The organism is Rhizobium glycinendophyticum (assembly GCF_006443685.1).
Lineage (GTDB): Bacteria > Pseudomonadota > Alphaproteobacteria > Rhizobiales > Rhizobiaceae > Allorhizobium > Allorhizobium glycinendophyticum.
In genome coordinates, this window is record NZ_VFYP01000001.1 from 207,084 (window position 1) to 225,392 (window position 18,309).

The following is an 18,309-nucleotide window of genomic DNA, read 5'->3' on the forward strand; positions in this document are numbered from 1 at the left end:
CACGTTATGGACGGGGAGGAACTGAAAGCCCGCCATGTCGAAGAAAACCAAGCCAACCCCGCTGACGAAACTCTTGAAAGCCTGGACCGGCGCCTCGCCCGAGGAGCGCCAAGCCTTCCTCGATCTCGTCACCGCCGAGGTCCGCGCCAAGGGGGAGACGGTGCAATCCGTGGCGCCAAAGACCGCAGAATCGCTGATCCCCGATCCGGCCCCTGCTGACCACGAAACCCTGATCGCCAACGGCCGCTACCTGTTGCCGTCGACCATCGCACGCGTCGAGGCGGTGATGCGCACCCGCAATCTGAGCCCCACCGCCGTCATGGCCGAACTCGGTTTTTCCGCGCGTGACACCTCGCTCACCCGCGCCCTTGCCATGAAGGCGGCGCTCAGGCTTTCGGTGATTGCGGAACTTGCCCTCTGGCTGCGCGCCAACGAGGCCGTGACCACGCGGGAAGGGTGAGGGCAAGCCCATGCCGTTCACGCTGAACGCCCCCGTCGAACATGAGCAGGACATCAAGAAGAGCCGCTTCATCGCCCATGCGGCACCGATCGCTTCGGAAGAAGAGGCCAAAGCCTTCCTCGCCGAAAAATCCGATCCAACCGCCACCCACAATTGCTGGGCCTGGCGGCTCGGCCAGGCCTATCGCTTTTCCGACGACGGCGAGCCGTCCGGCACGGCGGGCAAACCGATCCTGCAGGCGATCGACGGTCAGGAGCTCGATGGCGTTGTGGTGCTGGTCATCCGCTTCTTCGGCGGCATCCTGCTGGGCAGCGGCGGCCTGATGCGCGCCTATGGCGGCACCACTGCGCAGGCACTGCGGCTCGGGACGAAAGCCGAAATCATCCCGCTCGTGACCGGTGAACTCGCCTGCAGCTTTTCGGATCTCGCGCTCCTGAAAGCCCGCCTTCAGGCCATTCCGCATCTGTCGCTGGTCGAGCATTTCGAGGCCGACGGCGTGCGCTTCGACGTCACGCTGAAACGCGGCGATGAAGCCATGACGCAACGCCTCGTCCAGGATCTGACCAGCGGCCGCTCCCGTCTGCGCTTCCCCGATCCCGCCACCAACGATTGATCTGGCAGGGGAGGGCTCCGCTCAGCCCTTCTTCTTCAGTTTGTCCTGCGACGCGAGCTGCTGCCAGGAATTCTGCTGCGAGAGCATGCCCCGGAGATATTGCAGGTTCGCCGCCGCCTGTTGCGGATTGAGCTCCTGTGCCGCGATCTGCTCGGCCTCCTGGAACCGCCCCTGCAACCCGATCACCAGCGCCAGGTTCTGCCGCACACGGCTGTCGGCACCAGGCTGCTGCGAGGCCTGCCGGAGATACGTCTCCGCCGTCTTCAGGTCGCCGGTCAGCACATAGGACATGCCGAGATTGGAAAGCACGCTCGGGTCGTTCGGCTGGATCTGCAGCGCCATGCGGTAGCGTCCGCGCGCCTCGTCGGAACGGCCGAGCTGGTCGAGCACGGCCCCTTCCGCCGAGTAGAGCCGCCAGTCAGGGCGATCAGGCGTCTGCGCCCGGTTGATCGTGCCGAGCGCCTTTTCCAGCTGTCCGGCCGCCGCCTGCGCCTTGCCGAGAGCTGCCAGCACCTCGCGATCGGTCGGGTTGGCAATCGCCACCTGCTGCATCACGGCGAGCGCCTGTGCGTTGCGCCCCTGCATCATCAGCACATTGGCGTAGGAAAGCCCGATATTGCGGTCCTTCGGATTGCGGTCGTAAGCCTGACCCATGCTCTCTGCCGCGCGTGCCAGTTCCGGCTCGCTCATGCTGTCGACGGCCTTGTTCATCTTCGGGATGGAGCCGGTCGTCATCTTGTCGCGTGTGGTTGAACATCCTGAGGTTGCCAGCACCGCCAGCACCAGGCCGGCCGTCGCCAGGATCTGAACAGGTCTGCGCTTCAAAATATGCCTGGTGAGCATGGCCGTTGGCTCCGAATGTCGTGTCATCGCCGGCGTCGAAGCACGGCGTAATCTCCGCTCAAGCAATAATCTGTTAACCCTAACGGAGTGTTAATCGAGCCACCGCGATTCCCCTCCAGAAAGCCCCAGCCATGCCCCCGTTCCAGTATATCGAAAGACCGACCCCCTTCAGCACCAAGGGGGGCAAGACCTTGCCCGTCTTCGCGGTCACGCCCGCCCATGTCGAGACGGGCACGCTCGAACCCTTGGCGCTAGACTGGGCGAAAAAGGCAGGCTTCAAGGCCGAAGCCGGGTCCCTGCTGCTCATTCCGACGGCAGACGGTCATCTCGGTGGCGCCCTGCTCGGCCTGGGCTCCAACCCGTCGGAAAACCCGTTCCTGACCGGCAAGCTCGCGCGTCTGCTTCCGGCCGGCGAATGGCATATCGAAACCGCGCCGCTCACCGCCAACCGCCTCCTCCTAGGCTATGGTCTCGGCGCCTACAGCTTCGATCGTTACCGTTCGGAACGCATCACCGAACCGCGCCTGCTGATCCCGCAGGATGCCGATGCTGCCGATATCAAACGCCAGATCGCCGGCGTCTATCTCGCCCGCGACCTGATCAATACCCCGGCCAACGACATGAGCCCGGCCGATATCGAAGATGCCGTCCGCCGTCTTGCCGCCCATTACAAGGCCGAGGTCACGACGGTGGTCGGCGACGAACTGCTTGAGAAGAATTTTCCGCTCGTCCATGCCGTCGGCCGTGCCTCCACCGTGGCCCCGCGCCTGATCGAGATGCGCTGGGGCAAGAAGGGCAATCCCAAGCTGACACTCGTCGGCAAGGGTGTGAGCTTCGATACCGGCGGTCTCGACATCAAGCCCTCCGCCTCCATGCTGCTGATGAAGAAGGATATGGGCGGCGCGGCCAATGTGCTGGGCCTCGCGCTGATGATCATGGACGCCAAGCTCAAGATCGATCTCCATGTCGTCATCCCTGCTGTTGAAAATTCCATAGCTGGCAATGCTTTCCGTCCGGGTGACGTATACAAGAGCCGCAAGGGCCTGACGGTTCAGATCGACAACACCGATGCCGAGGGCCGGCTGATCCTCGCCGATGCGCTCGCCTATGCCGATGCCGAGGCGCCCGATCTCCTGATCGACATGGCAACGCTCACCGGTGCGGCCCGCGTGGCACTCGGCCCGGATCTGCCGCCCTTCTTCACCGATGACGAAGACCTCGCCCACGACATCGCCGATGCCGGCCTCGAGGTCGATGATCCGATCTGGCGTCTGCCGCTGCACAAGGGTTACGAGCGTTTGCTCAAAGCCCAGATCGCCGATCTCACCAATGCGCCGTCGGGCGGCATGGCCGGCGCGATCACGGCGGCTCTCTTCCTCAAGCGCTTCGTCTCGCCGGGTCGCGCCTGGGCACATTTCGACATCTTCGGCTGGGCACAGAGCGAACGCGCCCACGGTCCGGTCGGTGGCGAGGCTCAGGCCATCCGCGCCCTCTACCGCCTGTTGCAGCGCCGCTGGGCTTGAGCCCTCTTGCACAATCATTCCTTTGCCGGAATGATAGCATCCGAGGCCGAGGGCACTCACAGCCCCGGCCATGATGCGGGATCCTCGATGGCCCTTGAACTGACGGCAACCCAGGCGCTCGGCCTCTGGCACGGGGTGACCCTCGAACAGGTCCAGAATGACGGACCTGATCTCACCATGCGCCAGCTGGCGGTCCTGCTCGAGATCTACCTCGTGCCCCCGCCGCACACCGTGCGCGGGCTTGCCGCGACGCTCAAGGTCACCAAGCCGGTCATCACCCGAGCCCTCGATACACTGGGCGAAATGGCCCTGGTCGATCGTGTCCGAGACCCGCTCGACCGCCGCAGCGTCATCGTCAAGCGCACCGTCGGCGGTGCGCTTTTCCTCGAAAAATTCGGCGATCGCATCATTGCCAGGGGCCGCTCGCTCGGCTGACGGAGACTGTTCATGACCACCCTCGACCGCCGCCTCCACGCTTTTCGCCCCGATCTCGCCGATGCCGCCCTGCAGGGACAGGTCGAGGCGACCCGCTTCGTGACACCGGCGCCGGCGCGCATCGTCCTGCCGGTCGTCGACCTGCACCCGACGCCCGACATGGCCGGTGGCATCGACACCCAGCTCCTGCTCGGCGAGGATATCAGCGTCTTCGAGCGGGCAGGGGGCATCGCCTGGGTCCAGGCCGTGGCAGACGGTTATGTCGGTTACCTTCCCGAAGCAGCACTCGGCGAGCCCGAAGCCACCACCCACGTCGTCTGCGTCCCCCGCACCTTCCTCTATCCCGGTCCGGATCTGCGTTTTCCCCGTCGCGACACGCTCTCCATGGGAAGCCGCGTCACCGTTGTCGGCGAGGCGGAAACCCGCGGCACGCGTTATGGCTTGCTCGCCGATGGCAGCGCCCTGATCCTGCGCCATCTGCGGTCACTCTCTGCGCCGCCGGCAGAGGATTACGTTTCGGTCGCAGCACTCTTTCTGGAAACCCCCTATCTCTGGGGCGGCAAGTCAGGCCTCGGCATCGATTGCTCCGGCCTCGTCCAGCTGTCCATGGCCATGGCGGGCCTGAAGGCGCCCCGCGACAGCGACATGCAGGCGTCCGGGCTTGGCCGGCCCATCACGCGGGAAGAGCTCCGCCGTGGCGATCTCGTCTTCTGGAAGGGCCACGCCGCGATCATGGAAGATGCGGAAATGATGATCCATGCCAATGGACACACCATGACCGTGGCCCGCGAGACGCTTGCCGATGCCATCGAGCGTATCGGCTGGCTCTACGGCACCCCGACCGGGTATCGCCGTCCCGTCGCTGAAACGTGAAGCACGGCATCTTGGGTCCGGGATGAAAAATCCCTACATCTGCCTCAAGCCAGATTTCATAAGCGAAACCCACCCATGCCGATACCAGCCCTCTTGCAGCGCTCCCTTTCACGCATTGCGCGGTCGTCGGCCGTGGCGGCTCTGGCCTCGTCCCTCGCTCTGGCAGCCGCGCTGCCTGTCCAGGCCGCCGAAAGAGGCATCGCCTGGGGCAAGGCCGGCTCCGAAAGCTTTCAGGATCTGCCGGGCGTGAAGCCCCTGCCGGCGGATCCTCTCGCGGAAGACGGCTACACCTGCGAAACCGGGCTTGCCGCGCCACGCCACTTCAACGGAAGCACGCTGCGCGACACCTTGCCCTACACCGTCTACCGGTGCGAAAAGGACGGCATCGTCTATCAGGGAACGGAGCCGCCGTCGCGCGGCCGTATGTGGTATCCGGGCGTCAATCCCCGCAACATCGATTGATGGAGCCGACGGGCGGTCAGCCTTGGTCGCCCAGCAAGCCGTCGAACACTTCCAGAAGCGCGTCGCTGATCGCCGCACCCAGCTTGTGACCGGCCTCGCGCAGGTTCTCCTCGTCCATGTCACGCGCTGCCAATGCCAGCGCGGTACCTTCCTGGGCGACGATTTCCTTGGCTCGTTCGATGGCCCACAGGGCAAATTCGCTGCGCGACTCGATGGCGACCGTATCTTCCATGAAGCGTCCTTTGCTGGGATGTTCGGCCACCTGCGGCAGACAGGACCTATGGTGCCGGGGGATGAGTGGGCGGATTTGCCCGGATCCTGAAAAAGGCAACAAAAAAGCCCGGCGAGCCGGGCTTTTTATGATGCTTCCAAATCAAGGCAAAGCCTTGTTCTGAAAGGAAATTGGTGCCCAGAAGAGGACTCGAACCTCCACACCCTTTCGAGTACCAGCACCTGAAGCTGGCGCGTCTACCAATTCCGCCATCTGGGCGACGAGGAGCCGTGTAAAGCGACTGCTCTGGCCTGTCAACCGGCATTTTAAAGTTTTCATGTCGGTCCCGACAAGCCGCAGCACGGCGACAAGGTGCCAACGGCCCGCAACCCCTGCCTGACAGGGGATGTCGCACAAAATGGCGCTGACATCGTCGTGAAAAAGCCGTGATCAAACGGCTCAGTGGTTTGGTCGATGCGGCGGCTGGACGGTCGCTGCGTAAGGAATCGAATTAGGATGTCGCTATGAAAACAAGGCTTGCCGTCATGGCATTCGCGCTAATGAGCGCCCAGGCCGTTACACCCGTCGCCGAGGCCGCGATGCCGGCGCCGATTGCGCCGCTGGTTTCCAGCCAGACACAGACCGGCATGGCGGGCATCGAGAAGGTCGATCTCGTCTGCGATTTTTCCGGCTGCTACGAGACCTGGAACCGCCCGCGCCCGCCGCGCTATCCCCCGCCGCCACCGCCTGGCTATTATCCGCCTTCGGTCTATGATGAGCCGGGTTACCGACCGCCACCGGTCTACCGTCCACCACCGGTCTACCGCCCGCGTCCGCGTCCACCTGTCTACGTCGAGCCGGGCTATCGTCCGCCCCGCAATGTCTGGGCCCGCCACGTCGAGTGGTGCCTCAATCGTTACCGGTCCTATAATCCGCGTACCAACGAGTTCCTCTCGTCCAGCGGTTATTACAAGACCTGCCGCTCGCCCTTCTATTGAGCGGAGCGGAAACCTGAGGACGGGCGGCCCTATCTGCCGCCCGTATCTCCTTGTCTCGGCGAGGACCAACTCAGGTGTCGAGCCCCTCGGATTTTTTCGCCCGGTCGACATGACCCAGGTCCCGCTCAGGATCGATCACATCCCGCACCCGCTGCTTCAGCTCTTTCGGCCCCGGGAACCCGCCGTCTTTACTGCGCTCCCAGATCAGCTGATCGCCCAGGCGGATCTCGAAGATCCCGCCCGTGCCGGGGATAAGCGCCACTTCCCCCAGATCGGTGCCGAAGGTCTGCAACAGCTCCTGCGCCATCCAGCCGGAGCGCAAAAGCCAGTTGCACTGGGTACAATAGGTGATCGAAATCCGCGGCTTGTCCATCAGGGCTCCTCTGCTTCACGATGAAGTCAACTGGAAATATCAACTTTTGATCTGTCGCGTCTTGCCATGCTCCGCGTGTGTCGGCAATTGGCCAACATCCATTGTCCGCACAGGAGCATCTATGTCCATCCGTAACGAACGCCTCGTCATCCCAGCCCTTGCACCGCTCTACCGCTCGACCCACGATCTCGCCGAAACGCTGCTGCGCGTCGTCGCCGGTGGCTTCCTCGTCATCCATGGCGCGGGCAAGATCGTCGATCCCTTCGGCGCGGTCCAGATGGTCGAAGGTCTGGGCTTCTATCCTGGCGTTTTCTGGTCGCCGCTGCTCGCCGCGACTGAATTCTTCGGCGGCCTCCTGCTCGCGATCGGCCTTCTCACCCGCCCTGCCGCCTTCGCCGCCACCATCGTGCTGCTGGTCACGGTTTACTTCCACTGGATCCAGATGGGCCAGGGCTTTTCCGGCGCCGAAAAGTCCCTGCTCTGGGCGGCCATGGTCTTCTATTTCGTCATTCGTGGCGGCAACGCCCAGTCGGTCGATGCCCGCCTGCCGAAGACCGTCTGATTCTCCATTGAATGACGCGAAGCGCCCGGCAAATGCCGCCGGGCGCCCTTGCGATACGGCGCATCCAATGCTCTTTCTGTCTCAACAGCCCAAAAATGCCATTGAGCCCCCATGCGCGTCGCCATCGTCGAAAATTCTAAGATTACCCATTCCGGCCAGGTCGGCATAGCCTTGGCAGAGGCCGGAGCCGAAACCGTCACCATCCGCGCCTATGCTGGCGAAGCGCTGCCGCAACTCGAGGACTTTGACGCCCTCGTCGTCTTCGGCGGCGAACAGAATGCGCGCGACGACGAAAAGCATCCATATTTGCCGCATCTCGCTGATCTGATGCGTCGCTTTGGGGATTCGGAGAAATCCCTGCTCGGCATCTGTCTCGGTAGCCAGTTGCTCGCCCGTGCCTATGGCGCTGAAAATCTGATCGGCGCTGCCCCCGAATTCGGCTGGTGCGGCATCGAAAAAACTATCCCCGGCAAGGCCGATCCCGTGCTCGCCGCTGTGCCGAACAAGTTCCTTTCCTTCCAATGGCACGACGATACATTCACCCTGCCGCCGGGCGCTCTCCACCTTGCCGAAAACGAAAGCGCCCGCCATCAGGCCTTCCGCATGGGACGCGCGGCCTATGGTTTCCAGTTCCATTTTGAAGCTAACCGCACGGTGGTCCGCGATTGGCTCACCCAGTTTCCGGAGGTCGTTGATCGCAAGGAGCCCGGCTGGGCGGCGCGGCACGACGAACTGGCGGAGCGTTTCGGGGGCCTGTCGGATGAAGCAGGCCTCGCGCTCGCCCGCGCCTGGGTCGCAACGATCCGAGGCTAAGGCGCAGAAGAACGACCCGCTTGACGCATATCAAGCCACTCGCTTTGGAGCGCTGCTAGGAAGGATGCATCGCTTCTGGAGAATGCCCCCGTGTCTCTGCCTGCCTTTGCCCTTGCCGTGCTGCTCCTCCTCCTCACCCCCGGCCCGACCAACACGCTGCTGGCGGTCGCAGGCGCCGCGCGAGGTCTGAAAGACGCCCTGCCGCTGGTCGGTGCCGAACTTGCCGGCTATCTTATTACGATCTCGACGCTGGTCTTCCTCGCGGCCCCCATCCTCGCCGGCCAGCCGATGGCCGCCCTCATCGTCAAGCTCGCCTCCACAGTCTGGGTTCTCTTGCTAGCCATCCGGCTTTGGAGCAACCCGCCGACAGTCGATGATCCGGGTGCCATAGGTGCGCTCGGTGTCTTCGTGACCACCTTCCTCAATCCCAAGGGCCTGGTTATCGGCCTCGCTTTGATGCCGCCGGCTCTCACCGGCATCCCGGGTGGCTTTGCCGCTCCGCTCCCCTATCTCGCTCTCTTCTCCGCTCTGGTGGTGCTGGTCGCCCTCTCTTGGCTCACTTTCGGCGCCAAGGTTCTCAGCAGTGTCGCGGTCGCTAACCCGCTGCTCATCGGTCGGGTCGCCGCGAGTTTCCTCGTGCTTTTCGCCGCAAGCCTCGCGGGACGGGCGATCGGCTGGATCTGAAGCCCCAGTTCCACGCCCCTTGCGGGCAGTCAAAACCCGTGCTTAATCGCATCTAATCGTTTTGAATAAGCTTCAGGGACCTCGGGGAGGGGGCAAATGAACGCAGGATTGCAACGCCTCGGCGCGCTTATATTTTTCATTCTATCCATTTGTCTTGCCGCACCCGCGTCCGCAGCGCCTGTCGGCGCCGACAAGGTGATCCGCGACTGGTATCACCTGATGCTCGAACTGGTGCGCCACACGCCCACTTATTCGCCCCCCGTCGCCAGCCGCGCCTTCGCCTATCTCGGCGTCACCGGTTATGAGTCGCTCGCGTCGGGCGATACGACCATGGTCAGCCTGGCCGGCCAGCTGAACGGCCTCACGCCCGTTCCCACCCGGATCGCCGGCGAAAGTTATGACGAGGCGGTCGTCGTCAATGCAGCACTCGGTTCTGCGGCCAAGGCACTGTTCAGCAACACCGGCCCGACCGGCCAGCGCGCGCTCAAACGCTTCGGCGAGAAAATGGCGGCAAACCTCGATGACGGCCTGTCTCCCGAACTTGTCGCCCGCAGCACCGCCTATGGCGAAAGCGTCACGGCCCACATCCTTGCCTGGTCTGAAGGCGATGGCGGCGCGAAGATTGAAAACATGGGCTTTCCCCTCGAATTCGCCCTGACGAAGGGGCCGTCGCACTGGGTGCCTACCAGCCAGATCAACCAGCAGCAGATGCCGCTCCTGCCGAAATGGGGTGAAAACCGCCCCTTCGCCATGCCGGAAGGCGGCACCTGTGGCCTGCCCGCCCCACCCGCCTATAGCGAGGAAAAGGGCTCCGTCTTCTATCAGGAGGCGTTGGAAGTCTACGACACGGTCAAGAACCTGACGCCCGAGCAGCGCGCCATCGCCCGCTTCTGGTCCGACGATCCCATGCTCTCGCCCACCCCGCCAGGTCACTGGATGGCGATCGCCCTGAAGCAACTGGACGAGCGCAAGGCAAGTGCTGCGGATCACGCCGATCTGCTCGCCCGGCTCGGCGTGACGCTCGCCGATGCCTTCATCGGCTGCTGGCACACGAAATTCGAGTACGATCTCTTGCGCCCGGTCACCTATATCAAGCGGGTGATCGATCCGAAGTGGGAGCCGATCCTGATCACGCCGCCTTTCCCGGAATATCCAAGCGGTCATTCCACCCAGTCGGGTGCGGCGGCGACCGTCCTCACCGCCTTCTTCGGCGAGAATTACGCCTTCACCGACAGCACGCATGAGAAGGACAGCCTGCCGAACCGGCCGTTCAAGAGTTTCTGGGCGGCTGCGGAGGAAGCCGGCATCTCGCGCCTGTACGGCGGCATCCATTTCCGCTCCGCAGTGGAGCGCGGCCTCGAGCAGGGCCGCTGCATCGGCGCCCGCGCCGTCGCCCTGAGGACCCGCTCATGACCGGCGCCCGGCTCTTCATCCGTCTCGCAGCGACGATCCTCGCCTTGCCGCTCGTTGTGTCGTCAGGCCGGGCAGCAGACGGCCCGCTCGTTCCCAGCTTTGCCGATGAAACCGGAACCAGCGGCATCGCCAGCACCTATCGCGGCGATTGGGAATTCATGGTCGGCGGCGGCGCGGGCAGCTTCGACTGCAATAAGGACGGCTTTCCCGATCTGGTGCTATCGGGCGGCGAGGACAAGGCAAAGTTCTACCTCAATCGCAGCGAGCCCGGCGGCGCGCTGAAATTCGAGGAACGGGCCTCCGGCCTCGAACTCGACAAGGTGATCGGCGCCTACCCGCTCGATGTCGACGGCGACGGCCATCAGGATGTCGTGCTGCTGCGATCCGGCGAGAACGTCGTCATGCGGGGCCTGGGCGAATGCCGTTTCGAGCGTGCGAACGAGGCCTGGGGTTTCGACGGCGGTGATGCCTGGTCCACCGCCTTTTCCGCCACCTGGGAAAAGGGCGCGACCTGGCCGACGATTGCCATCGGCAATTATATCGACCGCTTCGAGGACATCGAGCCCTGGGGTTCCTGTACCGACAACTGGCTTCAACGTCCCGCAACCAACGGCAAGCCCGGCTTTGCCCCGCCCCTGCCGCTTAACCCCTCCTTCTGCCCGCTCTCGATCCTATTCACCGACTGGGATCGCTCCGGCACGCCGTCGCTGCGCGTCTCCAACGACCGCGAATATTACAAGGGCGGACAGGAGCAGATGTGGCACATGCCGGCAGGCCAGCCGCCGGTGCTCTATACCCAGGCCGAAGGCTGGAAATACCTGCGCATCTGGGGCATGGGCATCGCCACCCGCGATCTCGATTTTGACGGTTATCCCGAATATTTCCTGACCAGCATGGCCGACAACAAGCTGCAGAAGCTCGGGGAAATCCCGGCCGACGGCAAGCCCAAGCCATCCTACGCCGACGTCGCCTTCGCCAAGGGCGCCACCGCCCACCGGCCCTATACCGGCGGTGAAATCCGCCCCTCGACGGCCTGGCACACCGATTTCGAAGACGTCAACAATGACGGCCGCGCCGATCTCTTCATCGCCAAGGGTAACGTCGCCAAGATGCCGGACTTTGCCGAAAGGGACCCGAACAACCTGCTTATCCAGAGCGCTGACGGCAAGTTCACCGAGATGGGCGACCAGGCCGGTGTGGCCAGCATGGCCACAGGCCGTGGCGGTGCGCTTTCCGATTTCAACCTCGATGGCAAGGTCGACCTTCTCGTCGTCAACCAGAGCTCACCCGTCGAGATCTGGCGCAACGCCACCGAAGGGGCCAACCATTTCCTGCAGATCGCGCTCCGTCAGGACGGTCCGAATCGCGATGCCATTGGTGCCTGGATCGAGGTGAAGACCGGCGACGTGATCCAGCGCCGCGAGATCACCATCGGCGGCGGCCATGCCAGCGGTAAGCTTGGCTGGTGGCACTTTGGGTTGGGCCAGCAGGCGGAGACGGAGATCCGGGTGCTGTGGCCGGATGGTGAGGCTGGGGAGTGGGCGAAGGTGTCGACCGACGGGTTCTATGTGGTCGAGCATGGGGTGGCGCCGAGGGCCTGGAAGCCGGGCGAGGGGCTGTGAGAGCTGTATCTCCCCCCTTGCGGGGGAGAACGTAAAATCGAAGGCTTAGGCGAGCGCAAGCCGCCTAAGCTTCTGATTTTCCAAGAGAGGGGCAACGTTTCTTCGGCACTCACCTCACCGAGCCCCCCTCTTGCGAAATCTGAGGTTTGGCCCTGATCGGGCCAATTCCTCTCATCGCCTTCGCGCGGCGTCGCGCTCAGGCCTCCGTTCGCTGAAATCGATTCACTGGATCGATTTCTGGCCTTCGGCCATCGCTCCGAAGTCTCCCCCGCAAGGGGGGAGATAGGCCGCCGCATGCGCATCGTGTTCCCTCAGAGCGGTGCGTGAATCAAACTGTCAAAAACCCCAAGCTCCGCCGCCGGTCGGGATCTCTCCCTCCGGGTCGGTGAAACTTGTCTCGGACGAGGCGCCAGAAGCAACCTGTCTAAGTAATTTATGTGGCTCCTTCCGGCGCCCCGTTCGGCGTCTATTCCCGCTGGATGCGTCTCTCTGGCAAGGCGGCGACGGGCGTCGTGACCGAAGTCCGACGTTCGACCGGGCGTAGGGTCCGGCTTGGCAGTCAGCTCCGAAGAGTGTTCTGCCAGAGCCTGGCCGGTGGCCCGGGAGGTTCCCGCCGGATGGTGCACCATACCGACCGGGACCCTCGCCCGGGGGATGAGGCCTTGGTCATTTCCGACCTCGGCCATCATCCCCGCCGTTTGTTTCGCCCCGCTGTCTGGATGTTCGCGACAGCATTGGCGCCTTGTCTGTGTGCCTCTGAGGCACGTCCTTCCGATCGGGGTATCCGGGTTTGGTGGCACCCGACCGCCAAACCCTCGTTCCAGCCCCACGTCCGGAGGGAGACCGTTGCAGCGGGCCGGGACTTCAGATCTGCGACAACCCTCCATCCCGGCGCCGGCCCCGCCTCGCCTGACATCGCATCGTCAGGTGTATCCGAGGGCGGGACGGAGTTGAGTCTACGAGGGTGAAAATGGGCGGGGATGAAAAAATATGTCGGGCTTTGATTTTGTTGAATAATCGCTGGAGTTCATCCCCCCTTTTCGGGAAATGACGCGTTCTGGCGTAACGTATGGTCGCTGAAGACTTGTGTCTGGATCCTCGGGTCAAGCCTGAGGATGACGAGCTTCTTAGAGTGGACGAGGGTATTCTCCTCTGGCGTTGTACGATGGGAACGGTTGAGGAGGATATCAGCTGCTCCCCACACTCCGTCATCCTCGTCCTCGGGTTAAACCCGAGGATGACCCGAGGATCCAAACACAAGCACTGAGGAGGAAGCGATCAGGGCCAAACCTCAGATTTCGTAAGAGGAGGGCTCGGTGGGGTTCTCGCCAGGGAACAGTGCCCCTCTCCGGGAAAATCTGAAGTTTAGGCGGCTTACGCTCGCCTAAGCCTTCGATTTTCCGCCCTCCCCCGGTGGAGGGAGGTAGGGCGTCGGCTGACCTTCGTTTGATTCAGCTACTCCGCCTCTTCGACGGCAGCCTCTGCCACGCGCTTCTGGATCGACTCGATGCAGTTCTTGGCGCTCGACTTCGACTTATACGTCTCGGAGCGGACCATGATCTCGCCATTGGCGGCGCGGAAGCGGAGGAAGGTTTCGCCGTTCTTGGCTTCGTCGATCTCGAAGCGATAGCCGCTGCCGGTCTCTTGTTTGGTCAGGTCGACGACCGGGGCGGCGGGTGCGTTTTTCTTCAGCGACTCGACGCAGTTCTTCGCGCTCGCCTTCGAAGCGTAATTCTCCGACCAGACCATGACCTCGGCATTGTAGACGAACTGGACGCGGAACTCGCCCTTTTCGGTCTTCAGGATCTTGAACTTGTGCATGCCCGTCTCCCCTTATCCGTTCATCGGCTTATGATTGCATTCGAATGCTAGCGCGATGGCGACGGGCGGGCAAGAAGCGGTCAAAATCCCTGGAAGAGGAAGTCGGTGGCGGCGGTGATCTCGTCGGCGCGGGCGGAAAGGTCGGCGACCGAGGGGCCGATCGCGGAGACGGGGACCGTCGTGATGAACTGGGTGAGCATTGCAAAGGTTTCGCCATCGATGGCAAGGCGCGGATTGAGACGCGGAACGAGGGTCGCAACGTCGCCGACTGGTGCGAGTGGCACGACCACGCGGGTCGTCAGGGCATCCAGCAGATTGGATTGCACGTTCAGGGCGATGCTTCCGTCGTTCCCGATGCGGTGAACGTGGAAGCGGGTCATGGTCAGAACATCCGGTACTTCGCGAGTGGCAACCCGTGCTTGGCGACATAGTCGTTGGACGCCTTGATCGCCTCGGCGTTGTCGATCTTCCAGCGCCGTTCTTTTTCCGCCTTGATGGCGCGGGCAATGCCCTGTTCGGCAGCGCCTGTGATGTCGAGGCCGAGCGCTTCCGCCTCGGCGACGAGGGTTTCACTGACGGTCAGGTCATGGGCTTTGCGGGCTTCGATCGACATGGATGGCGCAACTCCGAGGATACGCCAGTATAGCGCGTAATTCTCCTGTGAGAAAGTCGGTGCCGGGGGCGGGGAACCGCCATCACGCCCCGGGCCGGTTCCCTTCGACGCGGTCAATATCGAGTAGGGTTATATCGATTACGGCCGCTTACTGATGCCGGTGCTTGACGCCATGGAAGGCGGGGGTATCAAGCATGCGGGGTACTCAGACTGATCAGAGATTGAAATCATATCGGATCGCTGTGTGCGCCGAGCGCCAAAATGAAAGACGCCGGCTTTCGCCGGCGCCAGTCTTCTTATTCGTCGCTCATCTTCAGCGCCGCGATAAACGCTTCCTGCGGGATCTCGACCTTGCCGAACTGGCGCATGCGCTTCTTGCCGGCCTTCTGCTTGTCGAGGAGCTTGCGCTTGCGGCTGGCGTCGCCGCCGTAGCACTTGGCGGTCACGTCCTTGCGCAGGGCCGAGATGGTTTCGCGCGCGATCACGTTGCCGCCGATGGCGGCCTGGATCGGGATCTTGAACATGTGCTTCGGGATCAGGTCCTTGAGCTTTTCGCACATGTCGCGGCCGCGCTTTTCGGCTGCCATGCGGTGCACCATCATCGACAGCGCATCGACCGGCTCGCCATTGACGAGGATCGACATTTTTACGAGGTTGCCCTCGCGATGGCCGTCGAGATGGTAGTCGAAGGAGGCGTAGCCCTTGGAGATCGACTTCAGACGGTCGTAGAAATCGAAGACCACTTCGTTGAGCGGCAGCTCATAGGTGATCATCGCGCGCTTGCCGACATAAGTGAGTTCGGTCTGGATGCCGCGCCGGTCCTGGCAGAGTTTGAGGATGCCGCCGAGATAATCGTCGGGGGTGAGGATCGTCGCCTTGATCCACGGCTCGTGGATTTCGGAGATCTTGACCACGTCGGGCATGTCGGCCGGGTTGTGCAGCTCGCGCTCGGTGCCGTCGGTCATGAACAGCTTGTAGACGACGGACGGGGCGGTCGCGATCAGGTCGAGATCAAACTCGCGCTCGAGGCGCTCCTGGATGATTTCGAGGTGAAGCAAGCCGAGGAAGCCGCAGCGGAAGCCGAAGCCGAGGGCTGCGGACGATTCCATTTCGAAGGAGAAGGAGGCGTCGTTGAGGCGCAGCTTGCCCATGGCAGCGCGCAGGTCTTCGAAATCGGCGGCATCGACCGGGAACAGGCCGCAGAAGACGACCGGCTGGGCCGGCTTGAAGCCCGGCAGCATCTTGGCGGTCGGGCGCTTATCTTCGGTGATGGTGTCGCCGACGCGGGTGTCGGCCACTTCCTTGATCGAACCGGTGAAGAAGCCGATTTCGCCGGGGCCGAGAGAATCGACGGTGACCATTTTCGGGGTCAGAACGCCGACGCGTTCGACCGCGTATTTCGCGTCCGTGCCCATCATCCGGATCGTCTGGCCTTTGGCCAGCACGCCGTCGAGCACGCGCACGAGGACCATGACGCCGAGATAGGTGTCGTACCAGCTGTCGACGAGCAGCGCCTTGAGCGGGGCCTTCTCGCCGCCCTCGCTCTTCGGCGCCGGCAGCTTGTGCACGATGGCTTCCAGCACGTCGGGGATGCCGAGACCGGTCTTCGCCGAGATCAGCACGGCCTCGGAGGCATCGATGCCGATGACTTCCTCGATCTGTTCCTTGATGCGCTCGGGCTCGGCGGCGGGAAGGTCGACCTTGTTGAGGACGGTGACCAGCTCGTGATTATTGTCGATCGCCTGATAGACATTGGCGAGCGTCTGGGCTTCGACGCCCTGGGAGGCGTCGACGACGAGCAGCGAACCTTCGCAGGCCGAGAGCGAGCGCGAGACTTCATAGGCGAAGTCGACATGGCCGGGCGTGTCGATCAGGTTGAGCACATAGGTTTCGCCATTGTTGGCCTTGTAGTGCAGACGCACCGTCTGGGCCTTGATGGTGATGCCGCGTTCCTTCTCGATATCCATCGAGTCCAACACCTGTTCGGACATCTCGCGCTCGGCAAGGCCGCCCGTTGTCTGGATCAGACGGTCGGCGAGGGTGGACTTGCCATGGTCGATATGGGCGACGATGGAAAAGTTGCGGATGTGGCTCAGGGGCGTGCGATCGGTGCTCATGGTTCGCGCATATAGCAGTGAGCCCAGTTCTCGCAAAGCGGAAAGATCGGGATTTTCAGGCCCTCGCGGCGGTTTTGGCGCCGCAGGGGGGCGCTTCGTCACCGGGCTTGGCCGTTGCCATGGGCGTTCCACTCGCCGATAGTCTGCGGGCGAAATTTTTTTGGAGGCTTTGTCGAATCCGCCCCGGGTGTCGCGTCTTTGTCTCGACGGCACCGATGGGCGGAGCCGCTGCGGCCCGAAGGAGGGGCGACGACGATGCAATACCTGCTGCTGATCTATGAAAACGAGGAAATCTTCGGCGGACCCGACAAGACCGGGCCGATCATGGCCGATCTCGGGCCGCGCCATTTCGCCTTCAGCCATGAGCTGGGCGAGAAAATGCGCGCGGGCGCCGGGCTGAAGGGCACGGAGGCGGCGACCACGGTGCGCACCACCGCCGGCAAGCAGACCATCCATGACGGCCCCTTCGCCGAGACGCGCGAACAGCTGGGCGGCTTTTATCTCGTCGAAGCCGAGGATCTCGATGCGGCGATCGCCATCGCCAGAAAGGTGCCGCTCGGCAAGGATGGCGCCATCGAGGTTCGGCCGGTCCTGCCGATGCCGCCCGGTCTGGCGGCGAAGCGCTGAGGGACGATGCGGGACGGGCTTCTCGAAGAGACGTTTCGGGCGGCGGGCGGGCGCATTCGTGCGGCGCTGGCCGCCCGTTATCGCGATCTCGACATCGCGGAAGAGGCCTTCGCCGAAAGCTGCCTGAAGGCGGTGAAGGCCTGGGGTGAAGAGGGACATGACCTGCCGCGCGATCCGGCGGCCTGGCTCTACCGCGTGGCCGAACGTGCGGCGCTCGATATCCTGAGGCGAAGGCGGGTACGGGCAGAAAACCGTCCCGAGGAACCCGAGCCGGAGCCGACTGCCGAGGATCGGCTGGCCAGCGACGACGCTGTCATTCCAGACGAGCGGCTGAAGCTGATCTTCGTCTGCTGCCATCCGGCGGTGGCGGCGGACAGCCGGGCGGCGCTGACGCTGAAACTGGTTTGTGGCCTGTCGACGGACGAGGTGGCGCGGGCCTTCCTGGTGTCGGAAACGACGCTGGCGCAGCGGCTGGTGCGGGCCAAACGCAAGATTGCCGAAGCCGGCGTCAGTTTTGAGGTGCCGGGGCCGGAACACTGGGCCGAGCGGCTGGCGGCCGTGCTGTCGACGCTGGAGGTGGCCTATGCCAAGGCGCATGAGGATGCGGCGGGGTCCAGCCGCCATGCGGGTTTTGCCCGCGAGATGCTGGACGTGACGGCGCTCCTGACAGAGATGTTGCCAGAGGAGGGTGAGGTGCTGGCGCTCGCCGCCACGATCCGCTTTGCCGAAGCGCGCCGGCCGGCAAGGATGGACGCCGACGGGATCATGGTGCCGCTGGCCGAGCAGGACCCGACGCTCTGGTCAAGGCCGCTGATCGAGGAGGCAAGGCGTTATTGCGGGCGGGCGCTCGGTCTGTCCGGGCCGGGGCCGCGCATCCTGCAGATGATGATCCATGCGCTCTGGTGCGGCAGGAAGAGCCTCGCCGATCCGCCGCCATGGAAGGCGGTTCTTGCGGCCTATGACATTCTCGTCGAACTGCGTGACGACGCAATCATCCGCATCAACCGGGCGGTGGCACTGGCGGAGGTAAGGGGGGCGGAGGAGGCGCTGGCGGAACTCGATGGGTTGGATGCCGAAGCGCTCTCGGAATATCTGCCGTTTCATGCCGCACGGGCGGATCTGCTGACGCGGCAGGGGAGGGTTGTTGAGGCGTTGAAGGCCTATGATCGCTCCCTGGCGCTCTCGCCCGGGGAGGCGGAGCGGCGATTTCTGCAGAGGCGGCGGGACGCGCTGGCGGCGTCCTGAG

The 18,309-nt window shown here is 63.6% G+C and carries 21 protein-coding genes and 1 tRNA gene; 14 read left to right on the forward strand and 8 right to left on the reverse strand.

Features of this window, described 5'->3' with window-relative positions:
• Positions 1-34: 34 nt before the first annotated feature.
• Both FJQ55_RS00990 and FJQ55_RS00995 read left to right on the forward strand, forming a co-directional pair.
• Positions 35-460: a hypothetical protein gene (locus FJQ55_RS00990; RefSeq protein WP_140825873.1), complete on the forward strand. Its 426-nt coding sequence runs from the start codon at positions 35-37 to the stop codon at positions 458-460.
• Between the two features lie 10 nt (positions 461-470).
• Entirely contained in the window at positions 471-1,073 is a 603-nt protein-coding gene (locus tag FJQ55_RS00995) for an IMPACT family protein (RefSeq protein WP_140825874.1), read from the forward strand.
• A 21-nt stretch (positions 1,074-1,094) separates the two neighbouring features.
• Here FJQ55_RS00995 and FJQ55_RS01000 read toward each other — a convergent pair whose 3' ends face one another.
• Positions 1,095-1,916, reverse strand: coding sequence for a tetratricopeptide repeat protein (locus FJQ55_RS01000; protein WP_140825875.1), 822 nt, complete (start codon positions 1,914-1,916; stop codon positions 1,095-1,097).
• Positions 1,917-2,047: 131 nt separating this feature from the next.
• Between FJQ55_RS01000 and FJQ55_RS01005 the strand changes: the two genes are divergently transcribed.
• The 4 genes from FJQ55_RS01005 (at position 2,048) to FJQ55_RS01020 (ending at position 5,209) form a co-directional block, all read left to right on the forward strand.
• On the forward strand, positions 2,048-3,439 hold the full coding sequence (locus FJQ55_RS01005; RefSeq protein ID WP_140825876.1) for a leucyl aminopeptidase family protein: 1,392 nt from the start codon (positions 2,048-2,050) through the stop codon (positions 3,437-3,439).
• An 87-nt stretch (positions 3,440-3,526) separates the two neighbouring features.
• On the forward strand, positions 3,527-3,874 hold the full coding sequence (locus FJQ55_RS01010) for a MarR family transcriptional regulator (RefSeq protein WP_140825877.1): 348 nt from the start codon (positions 3,527-3,529) through the stop codon (positions 3,872-3,874).
• Between the two features lie 12 nt (positions 3,875-3,886).
• Positions 3,887-4,747: a C40 family peptidase gene (locus FJQ55_RS01015; protein ID WP_140825878.1), complete on the forward strand. Its 861-nt coding sequence runs from the start codon at positions 3,887-3,889 to the stop codon at positions 4,745-4,747.
• 75 nt (positions 4,748-4,822) lie between these two features.
• Positions 4,823-5,209, forward strand: a complete 387-nt coding sequence (locus FJQ55_RS01020) for a hypothetical protein (RefSeq protein WP_246084995.1) — start codon at positions 4,823-4,825, stop codon at positions 5,207-5,209.
• Between the two features lie 16 nt (positions 5,210-5,225).
• Here FJQ55_RS01020 and FJQ55_RS01025 read toward each other — a convergent pair whose 3' ends face one another.
• Both FJQ55_RS01025 and FJQ55_RS01030 read right to left on the reverse strand, forming a co-directional pair.
• A complete protein-coding gene (locus tag FJQ55_RS01025) occupies positions 5,226-5,441 on the reverse strand; it encodes a hypothetical protein (RefSeq protein WP_140825879.1) in 216 nt (71 codons plus the stop codon).
• Positions 5,442-5,612: 171 nt separating this feature from the next.
• Positions 5,613-5,699 (reverse strand) — tRNA-Leu (locus tag FJQ55_RS01030).
• A gap of 245 nt (positions 5,700-5,944) precedes the next feature.
• Here FJQ55_RS01030 and FJQ55_RS01035 point away from each other — a divergent pair.
• On the forward strand, positions 5,945-6,418 hold the full coding sequence (locus FJQ55_RS01035; RefSeq protein WP_140825880.1) for a BA14K family protein: 474 nt from the start codon (positions 5,945-5,947) through the stop codon (positions 6,416-6,418).
• Between the two features lie 70 nt (positions 6,419-6,488).
• Here FJQ55_RS01035 and FJQ55_RS01040 read toward each other — a convergent pair whose 3' ends face one another.
• Positions 6,489-6,791, reverse strand: coding sequence for an Rdx family protein (locus FJQ55_RS01040; protein ID WP_140825881.1), 303 nt, complete (start codon positions 6,789-6,791; stop codon positions 6,489-6,491).
• Positions 6,792-6,912: 121 nt separating this feature from the next.
• Between FJQ55_RS01040 and FJQ55_RS01045 the strand changes: the two genes are divergently transcribed.
• The 5 genes from FJQ55_RS01045 (at position 6,913) to FJQ55_RS01065 (ending at position 11,885) form a co-directional block, all read left to right on the forward strand.
• Positions 6,913-7,353, forward strand: coding sequence for a DoxX family protein (locus FJQ55_RS01045; RefSeq protein ID WP_140825882.1), 441 nt, complete (start codon positions 6,913-6,915; stop codon positions 7,351-7,353).
• Positions 7,354-7,464: 111 nt separating this feature from the next.
• Complete coding sequence (locus FJQ55_RS01050) at positions 7,465-8,166, forward strand: type 1 glutamine amidotransferase (protein ID WP_140825883.1); 702 nt, start codon at positions 7,465-7,467, stop codon at positions 8,164-8,166.
• 90 nt (positions 8,167-8,256) lie between these two features.
• Positions 8,257-8,850, forward strand: coding sequence for a hypothetical protein (locus tag FJQ55_RS01055; protein ID WP_140825884.1), 594 nt, complete (start codon positions 8,257-8,259; stop codon positions 8,848-8,850).
• A 96-nt stretch (positions 8,851-8,946) separates the two neighbouring features.
• Complete coding sequence (locus FJQ55_RS01060; RefSeq protein WP_140825885.1) at positions 8,947-10,263, forward strand: vanadium-dependent haloperoxidase; 1,317 nt, start codon at positions 8,947-8,949, stop codon at positions 10,261-10,263.
• A complete protein-coding gene (locus FJQ55_RS01065; protein WP_140825886.1) occupies positions 10,260-11,885 on the forward strand; it encodes a CRTAC1 family protein in 1,626 nt (541 codons plus the stop codon). Before FJQ55_RS01060 ends, FJQ55_RS01065 begins: the two co-directional genes overlap by 4 nt.
• A 1,455-nt stretch (positions 11,886-13,340) precedes the next feature.
• Here FJQ55_RS01065 and FJQ55_RS23925 read toward each other — a convergent pair.
• From FJQ55_RS23925 to lepA, 4 genes are all read right to left on the reverse strand, one after another.
• Complete coding sequence (locus FJQ55_RS23925; RefSeq protein WP_140825887.1) at positions 13,341-13,706, reverse strand: YegP family protein; 366 nt, start codon at positions 13,704-13,706, stop codon at positions 13,341-13,343.
• A gap of 80 nt (positions 13,707-13,786) precedes the next feature.
• On the reverse strand, positions 13,787-14,086 hold the full coding sequence (locus FJQ55_RS01075; protein WP_140825888.1) for a CcdB family protein: 300 nt from the start codon (positions 14,084-14,086) through the stop codon (positions 13,787-13,789).
• Between the two features lie 2 nt (positions 14,087-14,088).
• Complete coding sequence (locus FJQ55_RS01080; RefSeq protein ID WP_140825889.1) at positions 14,089-14,319, reverse strand: type II toxin-antitoxin system CcdA family antitoxin; 231 nt, start codon at positions 14,317-14,319, stop codon at positions 14,089-14,091.
• A gap of 296 nt (positions 14,320-14,615) precedes the next feature.
• The gene (lepA, locus tag FJQ55_RS01085; protein WP_140825890.1) at positions 14,616-16,436 is read right to left on the reverse strand and encodes a translation elongation factor 4; all 1,821 of its coding nucleotides are present in this window, start codon (positions 16,434-16,436) and stop codon (positions 14,616-14,618) included.
• 255 nt (positions 16,437-16,691) lie between these two features.
• Here lepA and FJQ55_RS01090 point away from each other — a divergent pair, with 255 nt between their 5' ends.
• Both FJQ55_RS01090 and FJQ55_RS01095 read left to right on the forward strand, forming a co-directional pair.
• The gene (locus FJQ55_RS01090; RefSeq protein WP_140825891.1) at positions 16,692-17,063 is read left to right on the forward strand and encodes a YciI family protein; all 372 of its coding nucleotides are present in this window, start codon (positions 16,692-16,694) and stop codon (positions 17,061-17,063) included.
• A gap of 6 nt (positions 17,064-17,069) precedes the next feature.
• Positions 17,070-18,308, forward strand: coding sequence for an RNA polymerase sigma factor (locus tag FJQ55_RS01095; RefSeq protein ID WP_140825892.1), 1,239 nt, complete (start codon positions 17,070-17,072; stop codon positions 18,306-18,308).
• Position 18,309 lies beyond the last annotated feature (1 nt).